We start from the raw sequence: 25439 nt of genomic DNA, 5'->3' as shown, positions 1-25439 counted from the left end.
TGCCGCGCAGATTAAGTCAGTCAGGTTGCAGTCTTGTGACGGGGCGTCTGCTCGTCACGCATTGGTATTTCACTCCAACTCCAGCCAGATCGGCGCATGATCGGATGGCTTGTCCATGCCGCGTAATTCGTAGTCGATGCCGGCGTCCTTGAAGCGCGCCTGCAGCGGCTGGCTGGCGAGGATCACGTCGATGCGAAGACCACGTTTGGGCTCGTCTTCGAAGCCACGGCTGCGGTAGTCGAACCAGCTGAAACGGTCATTCACCTCGGGGTTGAGGTGGCGGAAGCTGTCCACCAGGCCCCAGTTCTTCAGGGTCGCCAGCCACTCGCGCTCTTCCGGCAGAAAGCTGCACTTGCCGGTTTTCAGCCAGCGCAGACGATTGGGCTCGCCGATGCCGATGTCGCAATCTTCCGGGCTGATGTTGATGTCGCCCATCACCACCAGCGCCTGCTGCGGGTCGAAGCGCTCCACCAGCAGCTGCTGCAGATCGGCATAGAAGCGCTGCTTGGCCGGGAATTTCACGGGATGGTCGCGGCTCTCACCTTGAGGAAAGTAGCCGTTCATCACGGTGATGGGGTTGCCACTGGCATCGGCGAAGGTGCCGTAAATAAAGCGCCGCTGAGACTCTTCGTCATCACCGGGGAGGCCCTTGTGCAGGCTCAGCGGCGCCTGGCGCGAGAGCAGGGCGACGCCGTAGTGGCCTTTCTGGCCGTGGTAATGCACGTGGTAGCCGAGCTGGCGGATCTCGGCTTCGGGGAACTGCTCGTCGGCTACTTTGGTTTCCTGCAGGCCGATCACATCTGGTTGGTGCTTCTCGATCAAGGCTTGCAACTGATGTGGGCGCGCACGCAGGCCATTGATATTGAAGGAGACGATTTTCATGGGCAGCGGTCCTGGGCTAACGGGCATGCCACGAGAGGCATCCGGAATGATGAAAGCCTTCGCAGCATGCCTCTCTCATCCGACGCTTCGCGCCACCTTCTCGCGGCAGGAGAAGGCTATAAGAGGATGTCGCTGCGCGACTTTCAGATTAAACGGCGATGCTAGCCGATCCTCGACGCTGGCGGCCAGCGCCTGGCAGGGGGCGTGCGGCGGTGCTAAGTTGGCTATACCGCACCTGACCCACAATCTATAACAACAGAGGTCCACCATGCCCCATAACGCCCCCGCAGAAGTGCGCATGCTCAATGGTGGTTACGCCCGTGAGGTGCGTTCGCTGCTTTACCATGCCTATCGTCATGAGCCGACCTTCGCCTATCTATTCGAGGCCGAGCGCCCTGGTTTCGACCAGCGGGTGCGCGCCACGATTCGCGAACTGGTGCAGCAGCATTTCGCCGAGGACTTGCCGGCCATCGGTCTGCTGATCGATGACCGTCTGATCGGCGCGGCACTGATCGCTCCACCGCAACGGCGCCTGGACATCACCGAAAGCTGGGGCTGGCGCCTGCGCATGTTGCTGAGCACCGGCTTCGGCTGCACCAAACGTTATCTGGAATACCACGATGCGGTGCTGGCCAGTTTGCCGCCTGGGCCTTACCACGTGCTGCCGCTACTGGGTATTCACCCCGAGTTCCAGGGGCAGCATCGCGGCGAACAGTTGCTCGAGGCCCTGCACGACTGGTGTGCGCAGGACAGCGGCTCGCAAGGGGTGGTGCTGGACACCGGCAATGCGCGCTACCTGGAGTTCTACCGGCGCCAGGGCTACGAGGAGGTTGGTGAGTTGGCCATCGGCCCGGTGGTCGAGCATGTGTTCTTCCATCCCAACCCACAGCCGGTGGTGCGTGCCAGCGCCTGAACTGCGACTGTCGGGTTCAGGTGTAACGCCTCTGGCTCGGGCGCTAGTCCGTGGTAGCATCCCTCGCCATGAGCGTATATGGACATCTTCAGCGCAGCCTGGTGCTGCTGCTGATCGGTACGGGTGCCTTCGCCGCAGGCGAGCTGGACGTACGAATTACCCCGAGCAATTCGGCTCTCAAGGCCAATATCGAAGGTTATGTCGGCAGCCTCGACGGACGCGACGCGCAGTCATTGCGACGCCTGCGGCGCATCGCCGAGGGTGAGGCCGACAAGGCTGCTCAGGCCCTGGGTTACTACCAGGCGCGTATTCGCAGCCGTATCGAAGAGGGCGAAACACCGCGCCTGGTACTCGAAGTCGAGCCCGGTGAGCGCGTTCGCCTGCGCCATGTCGACATTCGCATCGAAGGGCCGGCCAGCGAACTGTCGGCTTTTCGCATCCCCAGTGCCAGCCGTCTGCAACCGGGTTCGGTGCTCAATCACGGGCGCTACGAGGATGCCAAGCGGCTGATTCAGAATCAGGCCTCGCGCTACGGCTTCTTCGATGGCCGATTCACCCGCCAGCGCTTGCAGGTCGACCCCGCTGCCGGGGTGGCCGATATCGAACTGGTTTTCGCCAGTGGGCCGCGCTACAGCCTGGGCGATATAGCCTTCGGCGGTGATTTCCCGTTCGATAAAGCGCTGCTGCGGCGTATGGTGCCGTTCGAGCCGGACACCCCCTACGATTCCGAGCTGATCGCCGAGCTGTACCAGGCGCTGCAATCCAGCGGCTATTTCGAGTCGGTGAGGGTCGACGCCATCCCTGCCCAGGCCGAGCAGTTGCGCATTCCGGTTGCGGTGACGCTGCAGGTTCGCGAGCCGCGCACCATGGGCCTGGGGCTGGGCTTTTCCACCGATGTCGGGCCGCGCCTGCGTGCCAACTGGACACGCCACTGGCGCAACCCGCAGGGGCATAGCTACGGGGTGGAAACCGAACTGTCGGCGCCAAGGCAGAACGTCGGTCTGTGGTACGACATCCCTGGTGATCCACCGCTGACCGATAAGCTGCGTCTGGCTGGCGGCTATCAGTACGAAGAACTGGCCAGCAAGGACAGCCTCAGCCGTCTGCTCACCCTGGGCCCGGAATGGCACAGCCAGCGCCCTGGCGGCTGGCAGCGCGTGCTGTCGGTGAAATGGCAGCACGAGGAATATCGCCTGGGCGACGATTCCGGGTTGAGCACCTTGCTTATGCCGGGCGTCAATTACTCGCTGCTGCGCAGCGATAACCGCCTCGATCCGAATCAGGGCTATCGCCTGCAGTTCGACCTGCGTGGCGCCGTCGATGGCCTGTTGTCCGATGCCAACGTGTTGCATGGCAATGTCATGCTCAAGGGCTTGACCACCGTATTCGACCATCACCGCCTGCTGGGGCGCGTACAGTTTGGCGGCACCGAAACCAATGGTTTCTCTGCCGTGCCGCCGTCGCTGCGCTTCTTTGCCGGTGGCGATCAGAGCGTACGCGGCTACGACTACCAGAGCCTGTCGCCGGAGAACAATCGCGGTGACAAGATCGGCGGCCGTTACCTGTTCGCTGCCAGCGCCGAGTACCAGTACAGCCTGACCGACAAGTGGCGCCTGGCGACCTTCATCGACCAGGGCAATTCGTTCGACTCGCTGGATTTCCCCACCCTCAAGACCGGCGTTGGTTTCGGTGTGCGTTGGGTTTCGCCGGTTGGCCCGCTGCGCCTGGATCTGGCCCACGCGCTGGACGACGAGGGTGGCGTGCGCCTGCATTTCTCCATGGGGCCTGAACTATGACCCGGCGCCTGCTGAAATGGCTGGCCGGAGGTCTGTTCGCTCTGCTGTTGCTGCTCGTAGCCGTTTTGTGGACGCTGCTCGGTACCCAGGGCGGTAGCCGTTCGCTGCTGGCCCAGGTGCCAGGCTTGCAGGTCGACAACTTCGTAGGCCGTCTGGGCGGTGCCTGGCAGGCCGATGCGCTGATCTGGCAGCAGGACGAGATGCGCGTGGAGCTGCAGCAGCTGGACATGACCTGGTCGCCGTCGTGCCTGCTGCGCCTGACGCTGTGCCTGGATCGCCTGCATCTGCAGCGGGTGGCCGTGACCTTGCCGGCCGGTGCCGAATCGGGCAGCGAACCGCTCAGTCTGCCCAATGTAAAACTGCCACTGCGCCTGCAATTGGGCGATATCCAGCTGGGCGAGCTGACTCTGGACGGCCAGCCGCAGGTGCGCGATGTCGCACTGATTGCCAGTTGGAACGAGCAGGGCGTCGACCTGCAACGTTTTGCCCTGCAGCGTGATGAACTGCGCCTGGAGGTCAGCGGTCGTCTGACGCCGCAGGGTGGCTGGCCGCTGGCCTTGAGCGGGCGCCTGCAGTTGCCCGAGGTCGATGGCAAACCCTGGCAGGTGGCGCTGCAGGTGGGCGGCGAATTGCAGCGCAGCCTGGAGGTCGAGGCCGATAGCACAGGCTATCTCGACGCCCGCTTGCAGGGCTCGGTGCAGGCGCTGGCCGAGCACCTGCCGGCCGAGTTGCGTCTGACCAGCGACGCTTTTCAGGCCAGCAGTGCCTTGCCGCCAACCCTGCGTTTGCAAGCGCTGCAACTCAAGGCTCAGGGTGATCTGGCCAGTGGCTACCGCATTGAAGGCACGGCCAATCTGCCGGCCGAGCAGGCGCCGATGCCGCTGCAACTGCGGGGGCGTGTCGATGCTGCCGGTGCGGATATAGAGCTGTTACGTATCGAGGCCGAAGCGCAACATGTGCAACTCGAGGGCACGCTGGCCTGGCGCGAAGTGTTCAGCGTCGATGCCAGGCTGGACTGGCTGGATTTTCCCTGGCAGCGCCTGTACCCGCTGGACGAGCCGCCACCCGTGGCACTGCAACAACTGCAGGCCGAAGTCAGCTATAGCGAAGGCAATTTCCTGGGTAACTTCGCTGCGCAGTTGCAGGGACCTGCGGGTGACTTCAGCCTTAGCAGCCCGGTCAGTGGCGATCTCGCTCAGTTCAGCCTGCCGCAATTGCAGCTGGTGGCCGGCCAGGGGCGTGCCGAGGGGGTGGTCAAGGTCGGTTTTGCCGAGGGCATCGACTGGCAGGCCATGTTGCAGCTCAGCGCGCTCGACCCCGGTTATTGGTTGGCGCAGATGCCGGGAAATCTGGCCGGCCCGCTGAACACCTCCGGCAGCTTCAACGCCGGGGCGTTGCAGGCGCAAGCCGATATCGATCTCAATGGCCGCCTGCGCGGCCAACCGGCGCAATTGCAGGTGCAGGGCGGCGGTAGCGGCGAGCAGTGGCAGTTACAGCGACTGCTGGTACGCCTGGGCGACAACCGGGTCAGCGGCCAGGGCGCGCTGGATCAGCGTTTGCGTGGTCAGCTGGAGTTGGCGTTGCCGCGCCTGGGGCAACTCTGGCCTGGCTTGCAAGGGCAGATACAGGGCCAGTTGTCCATGGCCGGTACCCTGCAGGCGCCGCAAGGCCAGCTGGCGCTCAGTGGTGAGCGCCTGGCCTTTGGCGACCCCAGTCTGCGTCGCCTGCAACTGGACGCGACGCTGGATGCTCGCCAGCAGGCGCGCCTGGGTTTGAATCTGCGCGGTATTCGTATCGGCGACACCTACCTCGGGCGCTTGCAGGCCGATGGCCGTGGCGATCAGCGTCGTCAGGCGCTGACTATCGATTTGCAAGGGCCGCTGCTGCAGCTGGCGCTGGCTCTGGACGGCAACTTGAGCGAACAAGGCGACTGGCGCGGGCGCATCGCCAGCGGCCGGGTGCAGAGCGGTGGTCAGGACTGGCAGTTGCAGCAGGCGGCGAGCCTGGAGCGTCTGGCCAGTGGCCGGCTCAACCTGGGCGCGCATTGCTGGCAGTCCGGCGATGCCAGTCTGTGTGGCGGGCAGCAACGGCTGATGCCGCAGCCCAGCCTGGACTGGCGCCTGGAGAACTTCCCGCTGGCCAGCCTGCAGCCCTGGTTGCCCGAGGATTTCGCCTGGCAGGGTCGCTTGGAGGGTCAGCTCAAGGTCGAGTTGCCGGACAGTGGCCCCAATGGCCAGATCACGCTCGACGCCGGTAGCGGCAACCTGCGCATTCGTCAGGCAGATGACCAGCAGTGGCTGGATTTCCCCTATGACAGTCTGCGTCTGAGCAGCACGTTGCGTCCGCAGCGGGTGGACAGCCAACTGCGTTTCGTCAGCGCACGCCTCGGTGAGCTGGCACTGCAGGCGCAGATCGATCCGCGCCCGGCGTACAAGCCGGTCAACGGCGAGTTTCGTCTGAGTGGTTTCGACCTCGCCGTCTTGCGCCCCTTCGTGGCAATGGCGGACACCCTCGAAGGCAAGCTGCAGGGCAGTGGCACTATCGGTGGCCAGCTGATGGCGCCGCAGATCAACGGCCAGCTGCGGTTGGAGGGCGGCGAGCTGTCCGGCAGCGAGTTGCCGGTGAGCCTGGAGGGCTTGCAGCTGCAGGCGCTGATCGCAGGTGAGCGGGTGCAGCTTGCCGGCAACTGGCGCAGTGGCGAGCAGGGCCAGGGCAACCTGCGTGGCGAAATTGCCTGGGCCGAAGGCCTGCGCGGCGACCTGGCCCTGCAGGGCCGGCGTCTGCCGGTGAAGGTCGAGCCTTACGCCGAACTGGAAGTCGAACCTGACCTGCAATTGCAGCTACGTGCTCAGCGCCTGGCCATCAGCGGTCAAGTCGGCGTGCCACGCGGGCTGATCAGCGTACGTGAGCTGCCACCGTCAACGGTGAAAGTCTCCGGCGATGCGCAGGTGGTCGGGCGTGAAGTGCCAGAGGCCGAAGAGGGGCTCGGCGTCGCCATGGATGTCGAGGTCGAGGTCGGTCAGGACAAGCTGGCGTTCAGCGGTTTTGGCCTGAGCGCCGACCTGCGTGGGCGCGTGCATATCGGCGATAACCTCGACACCCGTGGCGAGCTGGATCTGGCCAATGGCCGCTATCGTGCCTACGGCCAGCGTCTGACCATCCGCCGCGCACGGTTGTTGTTCACTGGCCCCATCGATCAGCCGTTTCTCGATGTCGAGGCGATTCGCCGGGTCGATACGGTGGTCGCCGGTATTCGTCTGTCCGGCAGTGCCGAGCAGCCCAGCACCACGGTCTTCGCCGAGCCGGCCATGAGCCAGGAGCAGGCGCTGTCCTACCTGGTACTGGGGCGTCCGCTGGGGCAAGGCAGTGGCGACAACAATATGCTGGGCCAGGCGGCGCTGGCGCTGGGGTTGGCCGGCAGCAGTTCGATCACCACCGGCCTGGCCAACAGCCTGGGTATTCAGGATTTTCAACTCGACACCGAAGGCAGCGGGGTGACCACCAGCGTGGTGGCCAGCGGCAATATCACCGAGCGCCTCAGTCTGCGCTATGGCGTCGGGGTGTTCGAGCCGGCCAATACCATGGCCCTGCGCTACCAGTTGAGCCGGCGCTTGTATCTGGAGGCCGCCAGCGGCCTGGCCAGTTCGCTCGACCTGTTCTACCGGCGCGATTTCTGATGGCAAAAGGTTCATTGGCTAAAATCCCTACTCGGTCTCCGGTGTATCGGCGTCGCTTCTGCGCTAGTCTGGACGCATGGTCGGGCCGTGACCTGCCATTCGATGGGGCATTCGCTGCGGCGAAGCCCGTGTCACATATTTGCCCTTCAACTCCCTGAACGATAAGGAAACTCCCATGGCGCAAGTCACTCTCAAAGGCAATCCGGTACAGGTCGATGGTCAACTGCCGCAGGCTGGTCAGCAGGCGCCGGCGTTCAGCCTGGTCGCGGGCAACCTGAGCGACGTCACCCTGGCCAGCCTGGCCGGCAAGCGCAAGGTGCTGAACATCTTCCCCAGCGTCGACACGCCGACCTGCGCCACTTCCGTGCGCAAGTTCAACGCTGAAGCCAGCCAGTTGAACAACACCGTGGTGCTGTGCATCTCCGCCGACCTGCCGTTCGCCCAGGCACGCTTCTGCGGTGCCGAAGGCCTGGAAAAGGTGGTCAACCTGTCCACCCTGCGTGGTGGCGAGTTCCTCAAGCACTACGGTGTGGCCATCGCCAGTGGCCCGCTGACCGGCCTGGCCGCGCGTGCCGTGGTGGTGCTGGATGAAAACGACAAGGTGTTGCACAGCGAGCTGGTTGGTGAAATTGCCGACGAGCCTGACTACGCCGCAGCCCTCGCTGTACTCAAGTAAGCATCCGCTAAAACCAGACGGCCTGCTGTGCAGGCCGTTTTTATTGGTCGGCCGAGCGAACGTCCGGGCACCTCGAGAGTCTCTTGCCTGACCCGGAATTTATCGCTGACTCAAACAGTTAGTAACGTAAGGAGAGCGTAAAAAGCGGGTAAATGGGCTTTGCTTGACGCGGGCCAGTGCTTATCGTTCCGACTCCCTGAAAAAGTGACCTTGCGCCCGCCATGTCGAATGTCTCCCCGTCCTCCCCGAATACCTCCCGTCAATGGCTGATCGGCCTGACACTGCTCGCCGTGTTGCTTCTGCTGCTGTGGTGGTTCTGGCCGGGCGAGCCAGAATCTCAGCAGATGGGTCGTGGCCGCTTTGGTGATATGGGGCCGGTGCCGGTGCGTGTGGCCGAGGTCGAGCAGGGCGAGTTCGCCATCGAGCTCAAGGCGCTCGGCACGGTAACTGCCTACAACACGGTCAACGTGCGCTCGCGGGTCGACGGCGAGCTGGTCAAGGTGCTGTTCGAGGAAGGTCAGCAGGTCAAGGCCGGTGATCTCCTGGCAGTGATCGATCCGCGCCCCTATCAGGTGGCCCTGCAGCAGGCGCAGGGTGCGCTGCAGGAAAATCAGGCGCAACTGAAGAATGCCGAGCTGGATCTGCAGCGCTACAAGGGGCTCTACGCCGAAGACAGCATCGCCAGGCAGACCCTCGATACCCAGCAGGCGCTGGTCAACCAGTACCGAGGCAGCCTGCAGAGCAATCAGGCCGATGTCGCCACGGCCAGGCTCAACCTCGACTTCACCCAGATTCGCGCGCCCATCGCCGGACGTCTGGGCCTGCGTCAGCTGGACGTCGGCAACCTGGTCAGCAGTGGCGATACCACGCCGCTGGTGGTGATTACCCAGGCCGACCCGATTGCGGTGATCTTCACCATTCCCGAAGGCGATTTGCCGGCGGTGTTGCAACGCCGCCGCGCTGGCGCAACGCTGGCGGTCGAGGCCTGGGACCGGGGTGAACGCCTGAAGCTGGCCGAAGGCGTGCTGGAAAGCCTGGATAACCAGATCGACACCACCACCGGCACGGTCAAGCTCAAGGCGCGCTTCGACAACGCCGAGCAGATGCTCTTCCCAAACCAGTTCGTCAACGTGCGCTTGCGCGTGGAAACCCGCGAGGCGGCCACCATCATTCCGTCCGCTGCGGTGCAGTTCGGCACTCAGGGCACTTTCGTTTACGTGGTTGACGGCGAGAACAAGGTGAGTATCCGGCCGGTGACCATTGCGTCCAGTGACGCTGAGCGTAGCCTGGTCAGCGAGGGCGTACGCCAGGGCGAGCGACTGGTGCTGGAGGGGACCGACCGTTTGCGTGATGGCAGCGAAGTCGAGGTGGTCGAGCCGCAATCCGAGACTGCGGCGCGGAACGACGCATGAATATTTCCCGCCCCTTCATTCTGCGGCCGGTTGCCACCACGCTGTTGATGGTGGCGATCTTTCTCAGCGGTGTGATCGCCTATCGTCTGCTGCCGGTGTCGGCGCTGCCGGAGGTGGATTATCCGACCATCCGCGTGCTGACTTTGTATCCAGGCGCCAGCCCGGATGTGATGACCAGCGCGGTGACCGCCCCGCTGGAACGCCAGTTCGGGCAGATGGCCGGGCTCAAGCAGATGTCCTCGACCAGTTCTGGCGGCGCCTCGGTGATCACCCTGCGCTTCAATCTGGATGTGTCGCTGGCGGTGGCCGAGCAGGAGGTGCAGGCGGCGATCAACGCAGCGAGCAACCTGCTACCCGCTGATTTGCCGGCGCCGCCGGTGTACAACAAGGTCAACCCGGCCGATACGCCGGTGCTGACCCTGGCGGTGAGCTCAAAGACGCTGCCGCTGCCGCAGGTCAACGACCTGGTCGATACCCGCTTGGCGCAGAAGCTGGCGCAAACCAGTGGCGTCGGCTTGGTGACCCTGGCTGGTGGGCAACGTCCGGCCGTGCGCATTCGCGTCAACCCGGAGGCGCTCGCGTCTTATGGCCTGAGCCTGGCCGACGTGCGCAGCCTGATCACGGCCAGCAACGTCAACCAGCCCAAGGGCAACTTCGACGGGCCGACACGGGTTTCCCAGCTCGATGCCAACGACCAGTTGAAGTCGGTCGAGGAATATCGCGAGCTGATCCTCAGTTATCAGAATGGTGCCGCGCTGCGCCTGAAGGATGTCGCCGAGATCATCGACGGCGCCGAGAACGAGCGCCTGGCCGCCTGGGCCAATCGCAACCAGGCGGTGCTGGTGAACGTGCAGCGCCAACCCGGCGCCAACGTCATCGATGTGGTCGACCGCATCCAGACCCTGCTGCCACACCTGACCGAAGGCCTGCCGGCCAGCGTCGAGGTCAAGGTGCTCACCGATCGCACGCAGACCATCCGCGCTGCAGTGCGCGATGTGCAGCACGAGCTACTACTGGCCATCGCCCTGGTGGTGATGGTGACCTTCCTGTTCCTGCGCAAGTTGTCGGCGACCCTGATTCCGTCCATCGTCGTGCCGCTGTCGCTGATCGGCACCTTCGGCGTGATGTACCTGGCCGGTTTCACCATCAACAACCTGACATTGATGGCGCTGACCATTGCCACCGGTTTCGTGGTCGACGACGCCATCGTCATGCTGGAGAACATCGCCCGCCATCTGGAGGAGGGCGAAACGCCGCTCAACGCTGCGCTCAAGGGCGCCCGGCAAATCGGCTTCACTCTGGTCTCGCTGACCCTGTCGCTGATCGCCGTGTTGATCCCGCTGCTGTTCATGGCCGATGTGGTGGGGCGGCTGTTCCGTGAGTTCGCCATCACCCTGGCGGTGGCGATCCTGATTTCCCTGGTGGTGTCGCTGACCCTCACGCCGATGATGTGCGCGCGCCTGCTCAAGGCCGAAAAGCCCGAGTCGGAAGGGCGCTTCTACCACGCTGCCGGTGGCGCTATCGACGCCATGATCGAACGCTATGGCGTGTGGCTGCAGTGGGTGCTGCGTCACCAACCGCTGACCCTGCTGGTGGCGGTGGCTACGCTGGGCCTGACCGTGCTGCTGTATATGGCGGTGCCCAAGGGATTTTTCCCGGTGCAGGACACCGGTGTGATCCAGGGCATTTCCGAGGCGCCGCAGTCGATTTCCTTCAGCGCCATGAGCGAGCGCCAACAACGCCTGGCCGACGTGATCCTGCGTGATCCGGCGGTGGCGAGTCTGTCCTCGTCGATTGGTGTGGATGGCGATAACCCCACGCTCAACAGCGGCCGTCTGCTGATCAACCTGAAAACCCACGCCGAACGCGATGTCACCGCCAGCGAGGTGATCGAACGCCTGCGTCCGGAGCTGGCGAAGGTTCCCGGTATCGAGTTGTTCATGCAGCCGGTACAGGACCTGACCATCGAGGATCGCATCAGCCGCACCCAGTTCCAGTTCACCCTGGAGTCGCCTGACAGCCAGTTGTTGGAAACCTGGACGCCGCGTCTGGTCGAGGCGCTGCGCGAGCAGCCGGAGCTGACCGACGTGGCCAGCGACCTGCAGAACCGCGGTCTGCAGGTGTTCCTGGATATCGACCGTGACGCCGCGGCGCGTCTGGGCATCAACGTCGGCACTATCGACGATGCTTTGTATGACGCTTTTGGCCAGCGCCAGATCAGCACCATCTACACCCAGGCCAGCCAGTACCGCGTGGTGCTGGAGAGCCGCGATGGCGGGCGTATCGGCCTGGCCGCGTTGCGTCAGATTCACGTAGCCACCGGTGATGGCCAGCAGGTGCCGCTGTCATCCCTGGCGCATATCGAGGAGCGGCCCGCCAGTTTGCTGATCAACCATATCGGTCAGTTCCCGGCGGTGACCCTGTCGTTCAACCTGGCGCCTGGCGTGTCGCTGGGCGAGGCAGTGGCGGTGATCGAGCGGGTCGAGCAGGAGATCGGTCTGCCGGGTGGCATCAATACCCAGTTCCAGGGCGCTGCCGAGGCGTTCCGTGCGTCGTTGTCGTCGACCTTGCTGCTGATCCTGGCGGCCATCGTCACCATGTACATCGTGCTGGGCGTGCTCTACGAGAGCTACATCCACCCGATCACCATTTTGTCCACGCTGCCGTCGGCGGGCGTTGGTGCGCTGCTGGCGTTGCTGCTGACGGGCAAAGACCTGGGGCTGATCGCCATCATCGGCATCATCCTGTTGATCGGCATCGTCAAGAAGAACGCGATCATGATGATCGACTTCGCCCTCGAGGCCGAGCGCAACCAGGGCATGGCGCCTGAGGCGGCGATCTATCAGGCGGCGCTGCTGCGCTTTCGGCCGATCCTGATGACCACCCTGGCGGCGCTGTTCGGTGCCATTCCGCTGATGCTCGCCTCGGGCTCCGGCGCCGAGCTGCGCCAGCCGCTGGGCCTGGTGATGGTCGGCGGCCTGCTGGTCAGCCAGGTGCTGACGCTGTTCACCACACCGGTGATCTACCTGTACTTCGATCGCCTGTCGCGCCGCGTCAGCGGGCGAAGTGCAGCGGGGGTGGCGGTATGAGCGGCGCAGCGCTTTTACTCCCCTCTCCCTTCGGGAGAGGGGCTGGGGGTGAGGGTATGAAGGTTGCCCGAACTTCAATCGGGGCGCCGTCGCAACCCTCATCCGGCGCTGCGCGCCACCTTCTCCCAGAGGGAGAAGGACGGTGAACCTCTCCGCCCCCTTTATCCGCCGTCCGGTGGCCACGCTGCTGCTGAGCCTGGCGATCATGCTGCTCGGCGGCGTCAGCTTCGGCCTGCTGCCGGTGGCGCCGTTGCCACAGATGGATTTCCCCACCATCACCGTGCAGGCCAGCCTGCCTGGTGCCAGCCCGCAGATCATGGCCTCGACCGTGGCCACGCCGCTGGAACGCTCGCTCGGCTCGATCGCTGGGGTCAGCCAGATGAACAGCCGCAGCAGCCAGGGCAGCACGCGGATCATGATCCAGTTCGACCTGGACAAGGACATCAACACCGCTGCGCGCGAGGTGCAGGCGGCGATCAATGCGGCGCGTGAACTGCTGCCCAGCGGCATGCGCACCATGCCCAGCTACCGCAAGATCAACCCCTCGCAGGCACCGATCATGGTGCTGTCGCTGACCAGTGCCACGCTGAACAAGGGCCAGCTGTACGACGTGGCCTCGACCATCCTGGCGCAGAAACTGTCCCAGGTCGGTGGCGTGGGTGAGGTGCAGGTCGGTGGTAGTTCGCTGCCGGCTGTGCGTGTTTCCCTCGAACCGCGCCTACTCGATCACTATGGCATCGCCCTGGACGAAGTGCGCCAGACCATCGCAGCCAGCAACGCCCTGCGTCCCAAGGGGGCGGTCGAGGACGAGCAGCGCCGCTGGCAGGTACAGGCCAGCGACCAGTTGGCCAAGGCTGCCGATTATCTACCGATGATCATCCGCTACCAGGACGGCGCTGCCGTACGCCTGGGTGACGTGGCCACGGTTACCGATGGCGTCGAAGACCGCTACAACAGCGGCTTCTACAACGACAAGGAAGCGGTGCTGCTGGTGATCAATCGGCAGAGCGGGGCGAATATCCTGCAGACCATCAGCGACATCCGTGCCGAGCTGCCAGCCCTGCGTGAGGTGATTCCTGCCAGCGTCGAGCTGGAGGTGGCGATGGATCGCTCGCCGGTAATCCGCGCCACCCTGCACGAGGCCGAGCAGACGCTGCTGATTGCCGTGGGTCTGGTGATCCTGGTGGTGCTGGCGTTTCTCGGGCGTTGGCGCGCAGCGCTGATTCCAGCGCTGGCGGTGCCGGTGTCGCTGATCGGTAGTTTCGCCGCCATGTACCTGCTGGGTTTCTCGCTGAACAACCTGTCGCTGATGGCGCTGATCATCGCCACCGGGCTGGTGGTGGACGATGCCATTGTGGTGCTGGAGAACATCGCCCGGCATATCCATAACGGCGAGAAGCCAATGGCGGCGGCGTTCAAAGGCACGCGCGAGGTAGGCTTCACCCTGTTGTCGATGAACCTGTCGCTGGTGGCGGTGTTCATCTCCATCCTGTTCATGGGCGGCATCGTCGAGCGGCTGTTTCGCGAGTTTTCCATCACCCTGGCCGTGGCGGTGGTGATTTCCCTGCTGGTGTCGTTGACCTTGACGCCGATGCTTTGCGCGCGCTGGCTCAAGGCTGAGGACGAACAGCCGCGCGGCCGCCTGCAGCAATGGGGTGATCGCCTGCAGACGCGGGTGCTGGCTATCTACGGGCGTTCGCTGGACTGGGCGTTACGTCATTCGTTGCTGATGGTCATCAGCCTGCTGGCGACCATCGCGTTGAACGTCTATCTGTTCGTCAGCATTCCCAAGACCTTCATGCCGCAACAGGACACCGGCCAACTGATCGGTTTTATCCGCGGCGACGATGGCCTGTCGTTCCAGGTCATGCAGCCGAAGATGGAAATTTTCCGCAAGGCGGTACTGGCCGATCCGGCGGTAGACAGCGTCGCAGGCTTCATCGGCGGTGCTGGCGGCATCAACAATGCCTTCATGATCGTGCGCCTGAAGCCCATCAGCGAGCGTGGCGTGTCATCGCAACAGGTGATCAACCGCCTGCGCGCCAGCGTGCCGAAGGTGCCCGGTGGGCGCATGTTCCTCATGCCGGATCAGGACCTGCAAATCGGTGGGCGCGAGGGGCGCAGTTCGGAAAACGAGTACATGCTGCTCTCGGGCGACCTCGATGCCCTGCGTGAGTGGCTGCCCAAGGTGCGTGAAGCGCTGCGCGCGTTGCCCGAACTGACCGATATCGACGCCCGCGAGAACAGTGGTGCCCAGCAGATTCGCCTGGTGGTGGATCGCGAGGCTGCGCAGCGCCTGGGCGTGGACATGAGCATGATCACCGCGGTGCTCAACAACGCCTTCAGTCAGCGCCAGGTTTCCACCATCTATGAAGCGCTGAACCAGTACAGCGTGGTGATGGAAATCAACCCGCTCTATGCCCAGCATCCCGAGGCGCTGGACCAGATTCAGCTGATCACCGCCGATGGCGCACGGGTGCCGCTGTCCACCTTCGCCCATTGGGAGCGCAGCCTGGAGGAAGATCGAGTCAACCATCAGGGCCAGTTCGCCGCCGAGAACATCGGTTTCTCCCTGGCCGAAGGAGTCAGCCTGGATCAGGCCAGCCGCGCCATCGACAACTCCGTGGCGCGGGTCGGCCTGCCCACCGAAGTGCAGGGCATGCTGGGCGGCACCGGTGCGGCCTTCCAGCAGACCCAGGGCAATCAGCCGCTGATGATCCTGCTGGCACTGGTGGTGGTGTATATCGTGTTGGGCGTGCTCTACGAGAGCTACGTACATCCGCTGACCATTCTTTCGACCTTGCCGTCGGCCGGCGTTGGCGCCTTGCTGGCGCTGCAGCTGGTAGGCATGGAGTTCAGCCTGATCTCGCTGCTGGGCCTGTTCCTGCTGATCGGTATCGTCAAGAAGAACGCCATCCTGATGGTCGATCTGGCCCTGCAACTGGAGCGCGGCGAGCGCCTGAGCCCGCAGGAATCCATTCGTCAGGCCTGTCTGTTGCGCTTCAGGCCAATCCTGATGACCACTCTGGCTGCGATTCTCGGTGCCTTGCCGCTGGTGCTGGGCAGTGCCGAAGGTTCGGAAATGCGCCAGCCGCTGGGTATCACCATCGTCGGTGGTCTGGTGCTGAGCCAGGTGCTGACGCTTTACACCACTCCGGTGGTCTACCTCTACTTCGACCGCCTGCGCCATCGCGTCAACCGCTGGCGCGGCGTGCGTACCGATGCCTCGTTGGAAACTCCGCTATGACCCGAGCTCCCTTTGCCCGAACATTCGTCTCCCTGCTGCTGGCCGGCGTACTGGGTGGCTGCACCCTCGGGCCTGACTATCAGCGCCCCGATCTGGCGGCGCCTGCGCAGTTCAAGCAGGTCGAGGGCTGGAAGAGTGCGGCCCCTGCTGACGCGCTGGAGCGTGGCAATTGGTGGGCACTGTATGGCGATGTCGAACTCGATGCCCTGGTCGAGCGCCTGCATGTGTCCAACCAGAACCTGGCGGCTGCCGAGGCCCAGTACCGTCAGGCGCGCGCACTGGTGCGCGGTGCGCGTGCCAGCTTCTACCCGACCCTGTCCGGTAGCGCCGGGGTGACGCGGGCCGGGCAGGGTGGCGGTGACAGCACCATCCGTACCGCCGATGGCGTCACTGTTGGTGGCTCCGGTGCCTCGAGCATTTCCAAGAGCTACGATCTCAGCCTCAATGCAGCCTGGGAGCTGGATCTCTGGGGCAAGCTGCGCCGGGGCCTGGAGGCCAGCCGCGCCGAATTCGAGGCCAGCGCCGCCGACCTTGCCGCTGCGCGCCTGAGCCTGCAGAGCGAACTGGTGCAGAACTACCTGCAACTGCGCATTCTCGACGAACAGAAGCGCCTGCTCGACGCGACAGTGGCCGCTTACGCACGCTCGCTGCGCCTGACCGAGAACCAGTATCGAGCCGGCATCGTGCCCAAGTCCGACGTGACCCAGGCCACCACTCAGCTCAAGAGCACGCAGGCGCAGGCGATTGATCTCGAGTGGCAGCGCGCGCAGCTCGAACATGCCATTGCCGTGCTGGTCGGCGTCAGCCCGGCCGAGCTGTCCATCGCACCGCGCGAAAGCCTGCCGGCATTGCCCGAGGTGCCCGTGGCGCTGCCTTCGCAGCTGCTCGAGCGCCGCCCTGACGTTGCCGCCGCCGAGCGCCGGGTGATGGCGGCCAACGCGCAGATAGGCGTAGCCGAGGCTGCGTGGTTCCCCGATCTGACGATCTCGGCCAGCGGGGGGTATCGCGGCAGCAGCTTCGCCGACTGGATCGAGGTACCCAACCGCTTCTGGTCACTCGGCCCGCAACTGGCGCTGACGCTGTTCGACGGCGGTGCGCGCCGCGCGGAGGTGGAGCGCAGCGAAGCCGCCTATGATCAGACTGTGACGCAATACCGCCAGGCGGTGCTGGACAGCTTCCGCGAAGTGGAGGACTACCTGGTGCAGCTGCGCGTGCTGGAGCAGGAGAGCGGGGTGCAGCAGGAGGCGTTGGATGCGGCGCGCGAGTCGCTGCGTCTGATCGAGAACCAGTACCGCGCCGGTACCGTCGACTACAACAGCGTGGTTACCGTACAGGCCACCGCGCTGAACAACGAACGTACCAACCTCACCCTGCTGGGTAGCCGGCTGACAGCCAGTGTGCAGTTGATTGCTGCGCTGGGTGGCGGGTGGCAGCAGGAGCAGTTGCGTCAGCAAGAACCCTGAGGCTGGTACAGCGCCGGCATGGCGGTTTTCGCCATACCGGCCATGGCTTATTGGCGTTTCTTGCGATTGACCGCTTCGGCTGCCTTGAGTACGTCCGAACCAATCTGTCCCTCGAACTGTGCCCACACTGGGCGCATGGCATCACGCCAGGCCTGACGTTGCTCTGGGGTGAGGGTGATGAGCTGGGATTTGCCGGAGTCGATGATGCGCTGACGGTCGGTCTGATTGGCCGCTTCTGCCTGCTTGTTCACCATGTAGGTGACTTCATCGATGATGGCTTCCAGCTCCACACGAACCTGATGCGGAATGCCGTACCAGAAGCGAGAGTTGCTCACCAGCATGTAGTCCAGTACGCCATGGTTGGTTTCGCTGATGAAAGGCTGCACTTCGTGCAGTTTCTGGCTGTAGATATTCGACCAGGGATTTTCCGCACCCTGTACCTGACCGCTCTGCAGGGCCTTGAATACTTCCGAGAAGGGCAGTTTCTGACTATTTGCGCCAACTTGCCGGAATTGCGCCTCCAGCACCGCTGACGGCTGGATACGGAAGTTCAGACCATTGGCATCGCCTGGGCTGTGCAAGGCGCGGGTGGCAGACAGTTGCTTCATGCCGTTGTGCCAGTAAGCCAGGCCGACGATATTGTGATCTTCCATCGAGCGCAGCAGTTGGCGGCCCTTGGCGCGCTTCTGGAAGCGATTGACTGCTTCGAGATCATCGAACAGGAACGGCAGGTCGAACACCTGCAACTGTTTGGTGTACTGGTCGAACTTGGCCAGGGACGGCGCCAGTAATTGCACCTCGTTGTTGCGCAGTGCTTCCAGTTCGTTGGCGTCGCCGTAGAGGCTGGAGTTGGGGTAAACCTCGACCTTGACCTTGCCGCCCAGGCGCTCCTCGACCAGTTGCTGGAACAGCAGTGCGCCCTGACCCTTCGGGGTGGTGTCGGCGACAACATGGGAAAACTTGATCAGGATAGGTTCATCGGCCAGTGCGAGGTTGGTACCGAAAGAGGCTATCGCCAGGGCACAAGCGGCCAGGGCGCGGGCTGAATTGAACATACTGCTTCCTTTTGTTCTTGTCGGTTGCGACACCCGTGGGTGCCTCGTGTTGGTTGCTCCACGGTTCTGCTGGAGGGCTATGGCCAGCCGCGTCGACAGTTTAGAGCGTGCCTTGTTACCGCAAGGCTTGTGCCAGTATGGCGAATTCCCGCCAGGCTTTCAGGGCTGAGAAAAGCACTGTGAAATGGCGCACAGCGCATGGCGGAAAACCGCCAGGTATGTGCGTCCATGCAGCGGAAAATTGCTGATGCGCCGAGTCTCTTGTCGCCTGTTACTCTGCGCCAGTCGATTGTGCTGCGGAGGTGCCGATGAGTTGGTCTGCCCGACAATATTCCCTGTTCGAACGCCAGCGCACGCGCCCGGTCCATGACGTGCTGGCGGCGGTGCCACGTGAGGGTATCGAGTTGGCCGTCGATCTCGGCTGTGGTCTCGGCAACTCCACTGCCGTGTTGCAGGCGCATGTGCCCAAGGCACGGGTGATCGCTATCGACAGCAGCGCAGACATGCTGCGCGCAGCGCGTGAGCGGCTGCCCCAGGTGACCTTTCAACTGATGGATATCCAGCACTGGCAAGCCGAGCACGCGCCGCAACTGATCCTGGCCAATGCCTCGCTGCAGTGGTTGCCGGACCATGCTCGGCTGTATCCGAGATTGCTCGCGCAACTGGCGCCCGGTGGCTGGCTGGCGATCCAGACCCCGGACAACTTGCAGGAACCTGCGCATCGCCTGGCTCGTGAGGTGGCGGCAGATGGACCATGGGCAGCGCAGATCTGCGAGGTGCGCCATACCGAGCGGCACAGCGCGCAGGCTTACTACGACATCCTTAGCACTCAGGCCAGTGAGCTGGATATCTGGCGCACCACTTACTTCCACGTACTGGAGAATGCCGCAGCGGTGGTGGAGTGGTTCAAATCCACGGCGTTGCTGCCGTTTTTGCAGCCGCTGGAGGCCGAGCAGCAGGCAGCTTTCCTCGAGCGCTACCAGGCGGCGATTGCCGAGGCCTATCCGGCGCAGGCCGATGGCCGGGTGTTGTTGCCGTTTCCGCGTCTGTTTCTGGTGGCTCGGCGGTAGCCCGGATGCAATCCGGGGCAGGTCTGTCGCGGCTAAAGCCCCTCCCACGGAGTTCATGATGACTTGTGGGAGGGGCTTCAGCCGCGACCTTTAAAAGAACAGGCCCCGCAGTTAGCGGGGCTTGTGCTTCATTGCGCCAGGGCAACCAGGCCGGCGTGCTGCACCAGTTCCAGCAACGGCTGCGGGTATACGCCGAGAACGAAGACGAGCAGAGCGACTACCAGCAGCATGATGCCGCCGGCGCCCTGGCCCCAGTCGAAGGGCGCATCGTGGCGATGCATGTTGGGTTCGCGCATGAACAGGGTGACCATCACCCGCAGGTAATAGAACACGCCGATGGCGCTGCCCAGCACCATGGCGCCGAGCAGCCACCACAGTTGCGCTTCGACACCGGCGGCGATCACGTAGAACTTGCCGATGAAGCCGGCCGTCAGCGGAATGCCGGCCAGCGACAGCATCATCACCGTGAGCACGGCGGTCAGGTACGGGCGGCGCCAGAACAGGCCACGGTATTCGTACAGCGCATCGGCATCGCGGCCGCTGTAGGGGGTGGACATCAGGGTGATCACACCGAACGCACCGAGGCTGGTCAGCACGTAGGTGGCCAGGTACACGCCCACGGCTTCCACCGCGAGCCCCTTGCTCGCCACCAATGCCACCAGCAGGTAACCGAAGTGGGCGATGGACGAGTAACCCAGCAGGCGCTTGAGGTTGTTCTGCAGCAGCGCCAGCAGATTGCCGAACAGGATCGAGGCGATGGCGATCAGGGTCAGCAGGTCGCTCAGCCAGCCGCCGCTCATGGCCGGGGATATCTGGTACAGTCGCAGCAGCACGGCGAACACCGCTACCTTGCTGGCGGTGGCGAGAAAGGCCGCCACTGGCGCCGGGGCGCCTTCGTAGACATCCGGCGTCCACAGGTGGAAGGGCACCAGCGACAGTTTGAAAGCCAGGCCGATCAGCATCATGCCGATGCCGATCTGCACCAATTGGCTGCTCTCGCGCATCAGAGTGGCACCGATATCGGCGAAGCCCAGGTTGCCGGACTCGGCGTACAGCAGCGCCATGCCGAACAGTAGGAAGGCGCTGCCGGCAGCCGAAAGCACCATGTACTTGATGCCGGCCTCCAGCGAGCGCTTGTTGAAAAAGGCGTAGGCGATCATGCCGTAGGTCGGCACCGACAGCAGTTCCAGGCCGATGAACAGCCCGGCCAGGTGCTGGGCACTGACCAGTACCAGGCCGCCAGCGGCGGACAGCAACACCAGCAGGTACAGCTCCTCGCGGTTGCCCGGGTAACCCTTGCCGGATTCGCCGCCCAGATAGGCATGGATCAGGGTGATGCAGGCCAGGCTGGCGGCCAGTACCAGTGCCATGTAGTAGCAGGCGAAGTTGTCGATCAGCAGCAGCGGGGTAACCTGCAGCGGGGCCACCTCCAGGGTTGGAATGAGCGACAGCAGCGCCAGATTCAGACCGACCACCGAAAGCAAGAAGGTCAGGCCGTGATTGCGCCTGACGGCGATTGCCAGCATCACCACCACCACGGTAAGGCTGGTTACCAGCAATGGCAGCAGGGCGATCAGATGTTGCACGGTGAATTCGACAGCGTGATGTTCCATGAGTCTCTAATCCTTACCCTTACCGGCCCGAGGCGAGTTGATCGAGGGCGCCAGCCATCCACTGCTGCACGCCATGCATGCTGGCAGCGGAGGTGTCGAGCACCGGTTGCGGGTAAACGCCAAGCAGAATCAGCAGCACGCCGAGGCCGAGCACCATGGCCATCTCGCGAGCTTTCAGCCCCGGCAGCGGCGCTTCCTGCTGCACCGGGCCGAAGTAGGCGCGATGGATCATCGCCAGGGCGTATACCGAGCCGAGCACCAGGCCGCTGGCGGCGAGCACCACGACCCAGGGCGCGCTGGGGAAGCTACCGATCAGAATGAGGAATTCGCCGACGAAGTTGCCGGTACCCGGCAGGCCGAGCGCGGCGGCGGCGAAGAACAGGCTGATGGCCGGCAGCCAGGGCATGCGTGCCCAGATTCCGCCCATCTGGCGCAGGTCGCGGGTGTGCAGGCGCTCGTAGAGCTGGCCGCAGAGGATGAACAGCGCAGCGGCAGACAGACCGTGGGCGACCATTTGCACCACCGCACCCTGCAGGGCGATCTGGCTGCCCGAATAGATGGCGATCAGCACGAAGCCCATGTGCGAGACGCTGGAGTAGGCCACCAGGCGCTTGATGTCGGTCTGTGCGAACGACAGCAGGGCGCCGTAGATGATGGCGAACACACCGAGCCACTGGGCGATGGGCGCGAACTCCGCCGAGGCATTGGGGAACAGCGGCAGGGCGAAGCGCAACAGGCCGTAGGCGGCGGTCTTCAGCAGGATACCGGCCAGGTCCACGGAGCCTGCGGTCGGTGCCTGGGCGTGGGCGTCCGGCAGCCAGGAATGCACAGGCACCACCGGGAACTTCACCGCGAAGGCGACGAAGAAACCGAGCATCAGCAGGTATTCGGTGCCGGGCGCCAGTTCGGTCTTCAGCAGGTCGGCGTAATTGAAGGTCAGTACACCGGTCTGGTTGAAGTGCACGAACACCAGGGCCAGGATCGCCAGCAGCATGATCAAACCGCTGGCCTGGGTGAAGATGAAGAACTTGGTGGCAGCGGTGATACGGGTGCGACCGTCACTGCCGCTATGACCCCAGAGCGCGATGAGGAAGTACATCGGCACCAGCATCATTTCCCAGAAAAAGAAGAACAGGAACAGGTCGACGGCGAGGAATACGCCGACCACGCCACCGAGAATCCACATCAGGTTGAGGTGGAAGAAGCCGACGCGATGCTGGATCTCGTTCCACGAGCACAGTACCGAGAGCACACCGAGCAGGCCGGTGAGCACCACCATCAGCACCGACAGGCCGTCCATCGCCAGGTGGATGGTGATGCCCATCCGCGGGATCCAGTCGATGACGAACTCATGGGCCCAGCGCGGGCCGCTGTCCGGGGCCGGTGCCAGGGTGAAATCACCGCTGACCCACAGCCACAAGCTCAGGCCGAACAGTAGGCCCATGGTGATCAGGGCGATCCAGCGCGGCAGCACGGAGCCAAAACGCTCGCCTTGCCAGCACAGCAGGCCGCCGATGAAGGGAATCAGGATTAGCCAGGGCAGAATCATGACAGGCTGTTTTCCTTGGGGTCTATTGACGTTTCGACACGAGCCGCGTTGCTGCGCGAAATAGCGCCAGGCAAGGCGTAGGACGCCGGTAATGGTGTTCCCTTGCCAAGTCCTGCAACGCAGCATGGCGCTATTTGGCGCGCAACCCGAAGGGCCGGGCCCGTTTTTGCGCGCTGCTGCGTTACTCGTCGTTCATTTGGAGCGACCAAACTTCTCTCCTCGTGCCTTGCCCCGCGCAAAAACGGGCTCCGGCGCGGCCGTGTGCGAAACATCAATAGACCCCACCAAGAAAGAGGATGGCGGCGAGCACCAGCACGGCGCCCCCGGCGATCGAAGCGGCGTACCAGCGCACCTGGCCGGTTTCGCTGCGTACCAGTGCGGCGTTGCCGCCACGCGCGAGCAGCGGAATCAGGCCGATGCTGCGGTCGATGGGGTCGCGGCGCAGCAGGTGGCAGAGCGCCAGATAAGGGCGTACGAACAGCTTGTCGTAGAGCCAGTCGAAGCCCCAGGCAGCGAACCACAGGGCGCTCAGCAGGCGACCCGGCGTGCTCTGCGCCACGGCAGATGCGACGCGACGCTGGCCGAGGAAGAGTAGGGCGGCGATGACGATACCGCTCACCGCGATCAGCCCCGACAGCAGTTCCAGGCTGTGCTTGGCCTCGCCACCGGCATGGCCGACGCTTTGCGGCAGCACGCCGGCCAGCGGCGGGGTGATCCAGGCACCGATGAAGGTGGACAGCACGATCAGCACCATCAGCGGCAGGTTGTGGGCGATGCCATGACCGGCGTGCGCCTCGGTCTTCTGCTCGCCGTGGAAGGCGATGAAGATTAGGCGGAAGGTGTAGATCGAGGTCAGGAAGGCGCCGACCAGGCCCGCGTAGAGCAGCTCGCTATGACCGCTGGCGAAGGCTTCCCAGAGGATCTCGTCCTTGGAGTAGAAGCCGGCGGTCAGCAACGGCAGGGCAGCCAGCGCGGAACCACCGACGATGAAGCTGGCATAGGCCAGCGGCAGCTTCTTCCACAGCCCACCCATCTTGAAGATGTTCTGCTCGTGGTGGCAGGCATGGATCACCGCACCGGATGCGAGGAACAGCAGGGCCTTGAAGAAGGCGTGGGTCATCAGGTGGAAGATTGCCGCATCCCAGGCACCGACGCCCAGGGCCAGGAACATGTAGCCGATCTGGCTCATGGTCGAGTAGGCGAGGATGCGCTTGATGTCGGTTTGTACCAGTGCAGCGAAACCGGCCAGCACCAGGGTCACGCCGCCAACGACGCCGACCAGCTCGAGAATCTCCGGGGTCAGTAGGAACAGGCCGTGGGTACGGGCGATCAGGTAGACGCCTGCAGTCACCATGGTCGCCGCGTGGATCAGCGCCGACACCGGCGTCGGGCCGGCCATGGCGTCGGCCAGCCAGGTCTGCAGCGGCAACTGGGCGGACTTGCCCACCGCGCCGCCGAGCAGCATCAGCGTGGCAACCCACAGCCAGGTATCGCCGGCCACGTATTTTTGCGGCGCCAGCACCATCAGCTCCTGAATGTTCAGAGTGCCGAGGTTGATGAACAGCAGGAACATACCGATCATCAGGAACACGTCGCCGACGCGGGTGACGATGAAGGCCTTGAGCGCCGCGTTACCGTTGGGCACGTGCTTGTAGTAGAAGCCGATCAGCAGGTACGAGCACAGGCCCACGCCTTCCCAGCCGAAGAACAACACCAGCAGGTTGTCGCCGAGTACCAGCAGCAACATGCTGAAGATGAACAGGTTGGTGTAAGCGAAGAAACGTGAGTAACCTTCCTCGCCACGCATATACCAGCTGGCGAACAGGTGGATCAGAAAACCCACGCCGGTGACTACGCCGAGCATGGTGGCCGACAGACCATCCAGATGCAGGGTGAAGCTCGGCGCCAGGCCTTCGACGCTCATCCACTGCCACAGGGTCAGGCTGTAGGCGCCACCGGCCGGCGGATTGCCGAGAAAGGCGGCGATGACCCAGGCAGCGCTGGCAGCGGCCAGGCCGATGGAGCCAACGCCGATCACCGCGCTGGTGTTTTCCGAGAAGCGTCCGCGCGAGAAGGCCAGCAGCAGCCAGCCGAGCAGCGGGAAGAATAGAGTCAGGGCTAGAAGGTTCATCCGCGCATCTCGCTGGCAGCGTCGATATCCAGGGTATTGAAGCGGCGATACAGCTGCAGCAGGATCGCCAGGCCGATGCTGGCCTCGGCGGCTGCCAGGGTGATCACCAGAATGAACATCACCTGGCCGTCAGCCGCGCCCCAACGGGCACCAACCACGACGAAGGCCAGTGCAGCGGCGTTCATCATCACTTCCAGGCTCATCAGGATGAACAGGATGTTGCGCCGCACCATCAGGCCGACCAGGCCGATGCAGAACAGCACGCCGGCCAGGGCCAGGCCGTGTTCGAGTGGGATGCCGGTCATACGGTGGGCTCCTTGGCGTCATGGCGGCCCAGGTGGTAGGCAGCGACCAGTGCAGCGAGCAGCAGCATGGAGGCCAGCTCTACCGCCAGCAGATAAGGCCCGAACAGGCTGATGCCGACAGCCTTGGCTTCGACCGTGGTGTGGCCGATGTGGGCGTCGCTGACGTGGTTCAGCAGCACATAGAGCAACTGACCGAGCAGCAGCGCGCTGAGAATCGCCGGGCCGACCCAGATGCCGGGCGTCAGCCATTTGCGCTCCTGCTCGGCAGCAGCCGGGCCAAGGTTGAGCATCATTACCACGAAGACGAACAGCACCATGATGGCGCCGGCGTAGACGATGATTTCCAGCGCGCCGGCAAAGGGCGCACCGAGGGCGAAGAACACCATCGACACCGCCAGCAGCGAGACGATGAGATAGAGCAGGGCATGCACCGGGTTGGTGTTGGTGACCACCCCAACCGTCGATGCCACCGCCACACCGGCGGAAAAGTAGAACGCGAATTCCATCAGATGCTCCTCATTGCACCCCTCTCCCGCATGCGGGAGAGGGACTGGGGGAGAG

The 25439-nt window shown here is 63.9% G+C and carries 16 protein-coding genes; 9 read left to right on the top strand and 7 right to left on the bottom strand.

Features of this window, described 5'->3' with window-relative positions:
* Positions 1–69: 69 nt before the first annotated feature.
* Positions 70–882 carry an exodeoxyribonuclease III gene (gene xthA, locus J7655_RS11420; protein WP_230924546.1) on the bottom strand — a complete coding sequence of 271 codons (813 nt, stop codon included), beginning with the start codon at positions 880–882 and terminating at the stop codon, positions 70–72.
* Between the two features lie 268 nt (positions 883–1150).
* On the opposite strand from xthA, the gene J7655_RS11415 reads away from it, so the two are divergent.
* The 8 genes from J7655_RS11415 to J7655_RS11380 all read left to right on the top strand — a co-directional run bounded on the left by J7655_RS11415 (position 1151) and on the right by J7655_RS11380 (position 17155).
* A complete protein-coding gene (locus J7655_RS11415) occupies positions 1151–1795 on the top strand; it encodes a GNAT family N-acetyltransferase (protein WP_230924545.1) in 645 nt (214 codons plus the stop codon).
* A gap of 68 nt (positions 1796–1863) precedes the next feature.
* Complete coding sequence (locus J7655_RS11410; RefSeq protein WP_230924544.1) at positions 1864–3591, top strand: autotransporter assembly complex protein TamA; 1728 nt, start codon at positions 1864–1866, stop codon at positions 3589–3591.
* On the top strand, positions 3588–7268 hold the full coding sequence (locus tag J7655_RS11405) for a translocation/assembly module TamB domain-containing protein (RefSeq protein ID WP_230924543.1): 3681 nt from the start codon (positions 3588–3590) through the stop codon (positions 7266–7268). Before J7655_RS11410 ends, J7655_RS11405 begins: the two co-directional genes overlap by 4 nt.
* A gap of 175 nt (positions 7269–7443) precedes the next feature.
* Positions 7444–7944, top strand: a complete 501-nt coding sequence (gene tpx, locus J7655_RS11400; protein WP_230924542.1) for a thiol peroxidase — start codon at positions 7444–7446, stop codon at positions 7942–7944.
* A gap of 221 nt (positions 7945–8165) precedes the next feature.
* Positions 8166–9356 (top strand): MdtA/MuxA family multidrug efflux RND transporter periplasmic adaptor subunit, encoded by a 1191-nt coding sequence (locus tag J7655_RS11395; RefSeq protein ID WP_230924541.1) that lies wholly within the window; start codon positions 8166–8168, stop codon positions 9354–9356.
* Positions 9353–12445, top strand: a complete 3093-nt coding sequence (locus tag J7655_RS11390) for an MdtB/MuxB family multidrug efflux RND transporter permease subunit (RefSeq protein WP_230924540.1) — start codon at positions 9353–9355, stop codon at positions 12443–12445. The genes J7655_RS11395 and J7655_RS11390 overlap by 4 nt, the downstream gene beginning before the upstream one ends.
* Before the next feature lie 142 nt (positions 12446–12587).
* Positions 12588–15692: a multidrug efflux RND transporter permease subunit gene (locus tag J7655_RS11385; protein WP_230924539.1), complete on the top strand. Its 3105-nt coding sequence runs from the start codon at positions 12588–12590 to the stop codon at positions 15690–15692.
* Complete coding sequence (locus J7655_RS11380) at positions 15689–17155, top strand: efflux transporter outer membrane subunit (protein WP_230924538.1); 1467 nt, start codon at positions 15689–15691, stop codon at positions 17153–17155. Before J7655_RS11385 ends, J7655_RS11380 begins: the two co-directional genes overlap by 4 nt.
* Positions 17156–17202: 47 nt before the next feature.
* Here the strand turns inward: J7655_RS11380 and J7655_RS11375 are convergent, their stop codons facing one another.
* On the bottom strand, positions 17203–18210 hold the full coding sequence (locus J7655_RS11375) for a TRAP transporter substrate-binding protein (protein WP_230924537.1): 1008 nt from the start codon (positions 18208–18210) through the stop codon (positions 17203–17205).
* 308 nt (positions 18211–18518) lie between these two features.
* On the opposite strand from J7655_RS11375, the gene tam reads away from it, so the two are divergent.
* Positions 18519–19280, top strand: coding sequence for a trans-aconitate 2-methyltransferase (gene tam, locus J7655_RS11370; protein ID WP_230924536.1), 762 nt, complete (start codon positions 18519–18521; stop codon positions 19278–19280).
* A gap of 128 nt (positions 19281–19408) precedes the next feature.
* Here tam and nuoN read toward each other — a convergent pair whose 3' ends face one another.
* The 5 genes from nuoN to nuoJ form a co-directional block, all read right to left on the bottom strand.
* Entirely contained in the window at positions 19409–20893 is a 1485-nt protein-coding gene (gene nuoN / locus J7655_RS11365) for an NADH-quinone oxidoreductase subunit NuoN (RefSeq protein WP_230924535.1), read from the bottom strand.
* 19 nt (positions 20894–20912) lie between these two features.
* Positions 20913–22442 carry an NADH-quinone oxidoreductase subunit M gene (gene nuoM / locus J7655_RS11360; protein WP_230924534.1) on the bottom strand — a complete coding sequence of 510 codons (1530 nt, stop codon included), beginning with the start codon at positions 22440–22442 and terminating at the stop codon, positions 20913–20915.
* Positions 22443–22713: 271 nt separating this feature from the next.
* Positions 22714–24573, bottom strand: a complete 1860-nt coding sequence (gene nuoL / locus J7655_RS11355) for an NADH-quinone oxidoreductase subunit L (protein WP_230924533.1) — start codon at positions 24571–24573, stop codon at positions 22714–22716.
* On the bottom strand, positions 24570–24878 hold the full coding sequence (gene nuoK / locus J7655_RS11350) for an NADH-quinone oxidoreductase subunit NuoK (RefSeq protein ID WP_230924532.1): 309 nt from the start codon (positions 24876–24878) through the stop codon (positions 24570–24572). Before nuoK ends, nuoL begins: the two co-directional genes overlap by 4 nt.
* Positions 24875–25384: an NADH-quinone oxidoreductase subunit J gene (gene nuoJ, locus J7655_RS11345; protein WP_230924531.1), complete on the bottom strand. Its 510-nt coding sequence runs from the start codon at positions 25382–25384 to the stop codon at positions 24875–24877. Before nuoJ ends, nuoK begins: the two co-directional genes overlap by 4 nt.
* Between the last annotated feature and the right edge of the window lie 55 nt (positions 25385–25439).

The organism is Pseudomonas wenzhouensis, assembly GCF_021029445.1.
GTDB lineage: Bacteria > Pseudomonadota > Gammaproteobacteria > Pseudomonadales > Pseudomonadaceae > Aquipseudomonas > Aquipseudomonas wenzhouensis.
This window is presented reverse-complemented; position numbering and strand designations above follow the sequence as displayed.

Bases quoted from the DNA above. Each gene is read 5' to 3' on its own strand.
- xthA (WP_230924546.1), bottom strand. From the start codon at position 882: ATGAAAATCGTCTCCTTCAATATCAATGGCCTGCGTGCGCGCCCACAT.
- J7655_RS11415 (WP_230924545.1), top strand. From the start codon at position 1,151: ATGCCCCATAACGCCCCCGCAGAAGTGCGCATGCTCAATGGTGGTTAC.
- J7655_RS11410 (WP_230924544.1), top strand. From the start codon at position 1,864: ATGAGCGTATATGGACATCTTCAGCGCAGCCTGGTGCTGCTGCTGATC.
- J7655_RS11405 (WP_230924543.1), top strand. From the start codon at position 3,588: ATGACCCGGCGCCTGCTGAAATGGCTGGCCGGAGGTCTGTTCGCTCTG.
- tpx (WP_230924542.1), top strand. From the start codon at position 7,444: ATGGCGCAAGTCACTCTCAAAGGCAATCCGGTACAGGTCGATGGTCAA.
- J7655_RS11395 (WP_230924541.1), top strand. From the start codon at position 8,166: ATGTCGAATGTCTCCCCGTCCTCCCCGAATACCTCCCGTCAATGGCTG.
- J7655_RS11390 (WP_230924540.1), top strand. From the start codon at position 9,353: ATGAATATTTCCCGCCCCTTCATTCTGCGGCCGGTTGCCACCACGCTG.
- J7655_RS11380 (WP_230924538.1), top strand. From the start codon at position 15,689: ATGACCCGAGCTCCCTTTGCCCGAACATTCGTCTCCCTGCTGCTGGCC.
- J7655_RS11375 (WP_230924537.1), bottom strand. From the start codon at position 18,210: ATGTTCAATTCAGCCCGCGCCCTGGCCGCTTGTGCCCTGGCGATAGCC.
- tam (WP_230924536.1), top strand. From the start codon at position 18,519: ATGAGTTGGTCTGCCCGACAATATTCCCTGTTCGAACGCCAGCGCACG.
- nuoN (WP_230924535.1), bottom strand. From the start codon at position 20,893: ATGGAACATCACGCTGTCGAATTCACCGTGCAACATCTGATCGCCCTG.
- nuoM (WP_230924534.1), bottom strand. From the start codon at position 22,442: ATGATTCTGCCCTGGCTAATCCTGATTCCCTTCATCGGCGGCCTGCTG.
- nuoL (WP_230924533.1), bottom strand. From the start codon at position 24,573: ATGAACCTTCTAGCCCTGACTCTATTCTTCCCGCTGCTCGGCTGGCTG.
- nuoK (WP_230924532.1), bottom strand. From the start codon at position 24,878: ATGACCGGCATCCCACTCGAACACGGCCTGGCCCTGGCCGGCGTGCTG.
- nuoJ (WP_230924531.1), bottom strand. From the start codon at position 25,384: ATGGAATTCGCGTTCTACTTTTCCGCCGGTGTGGCGGTGGCATCGACG.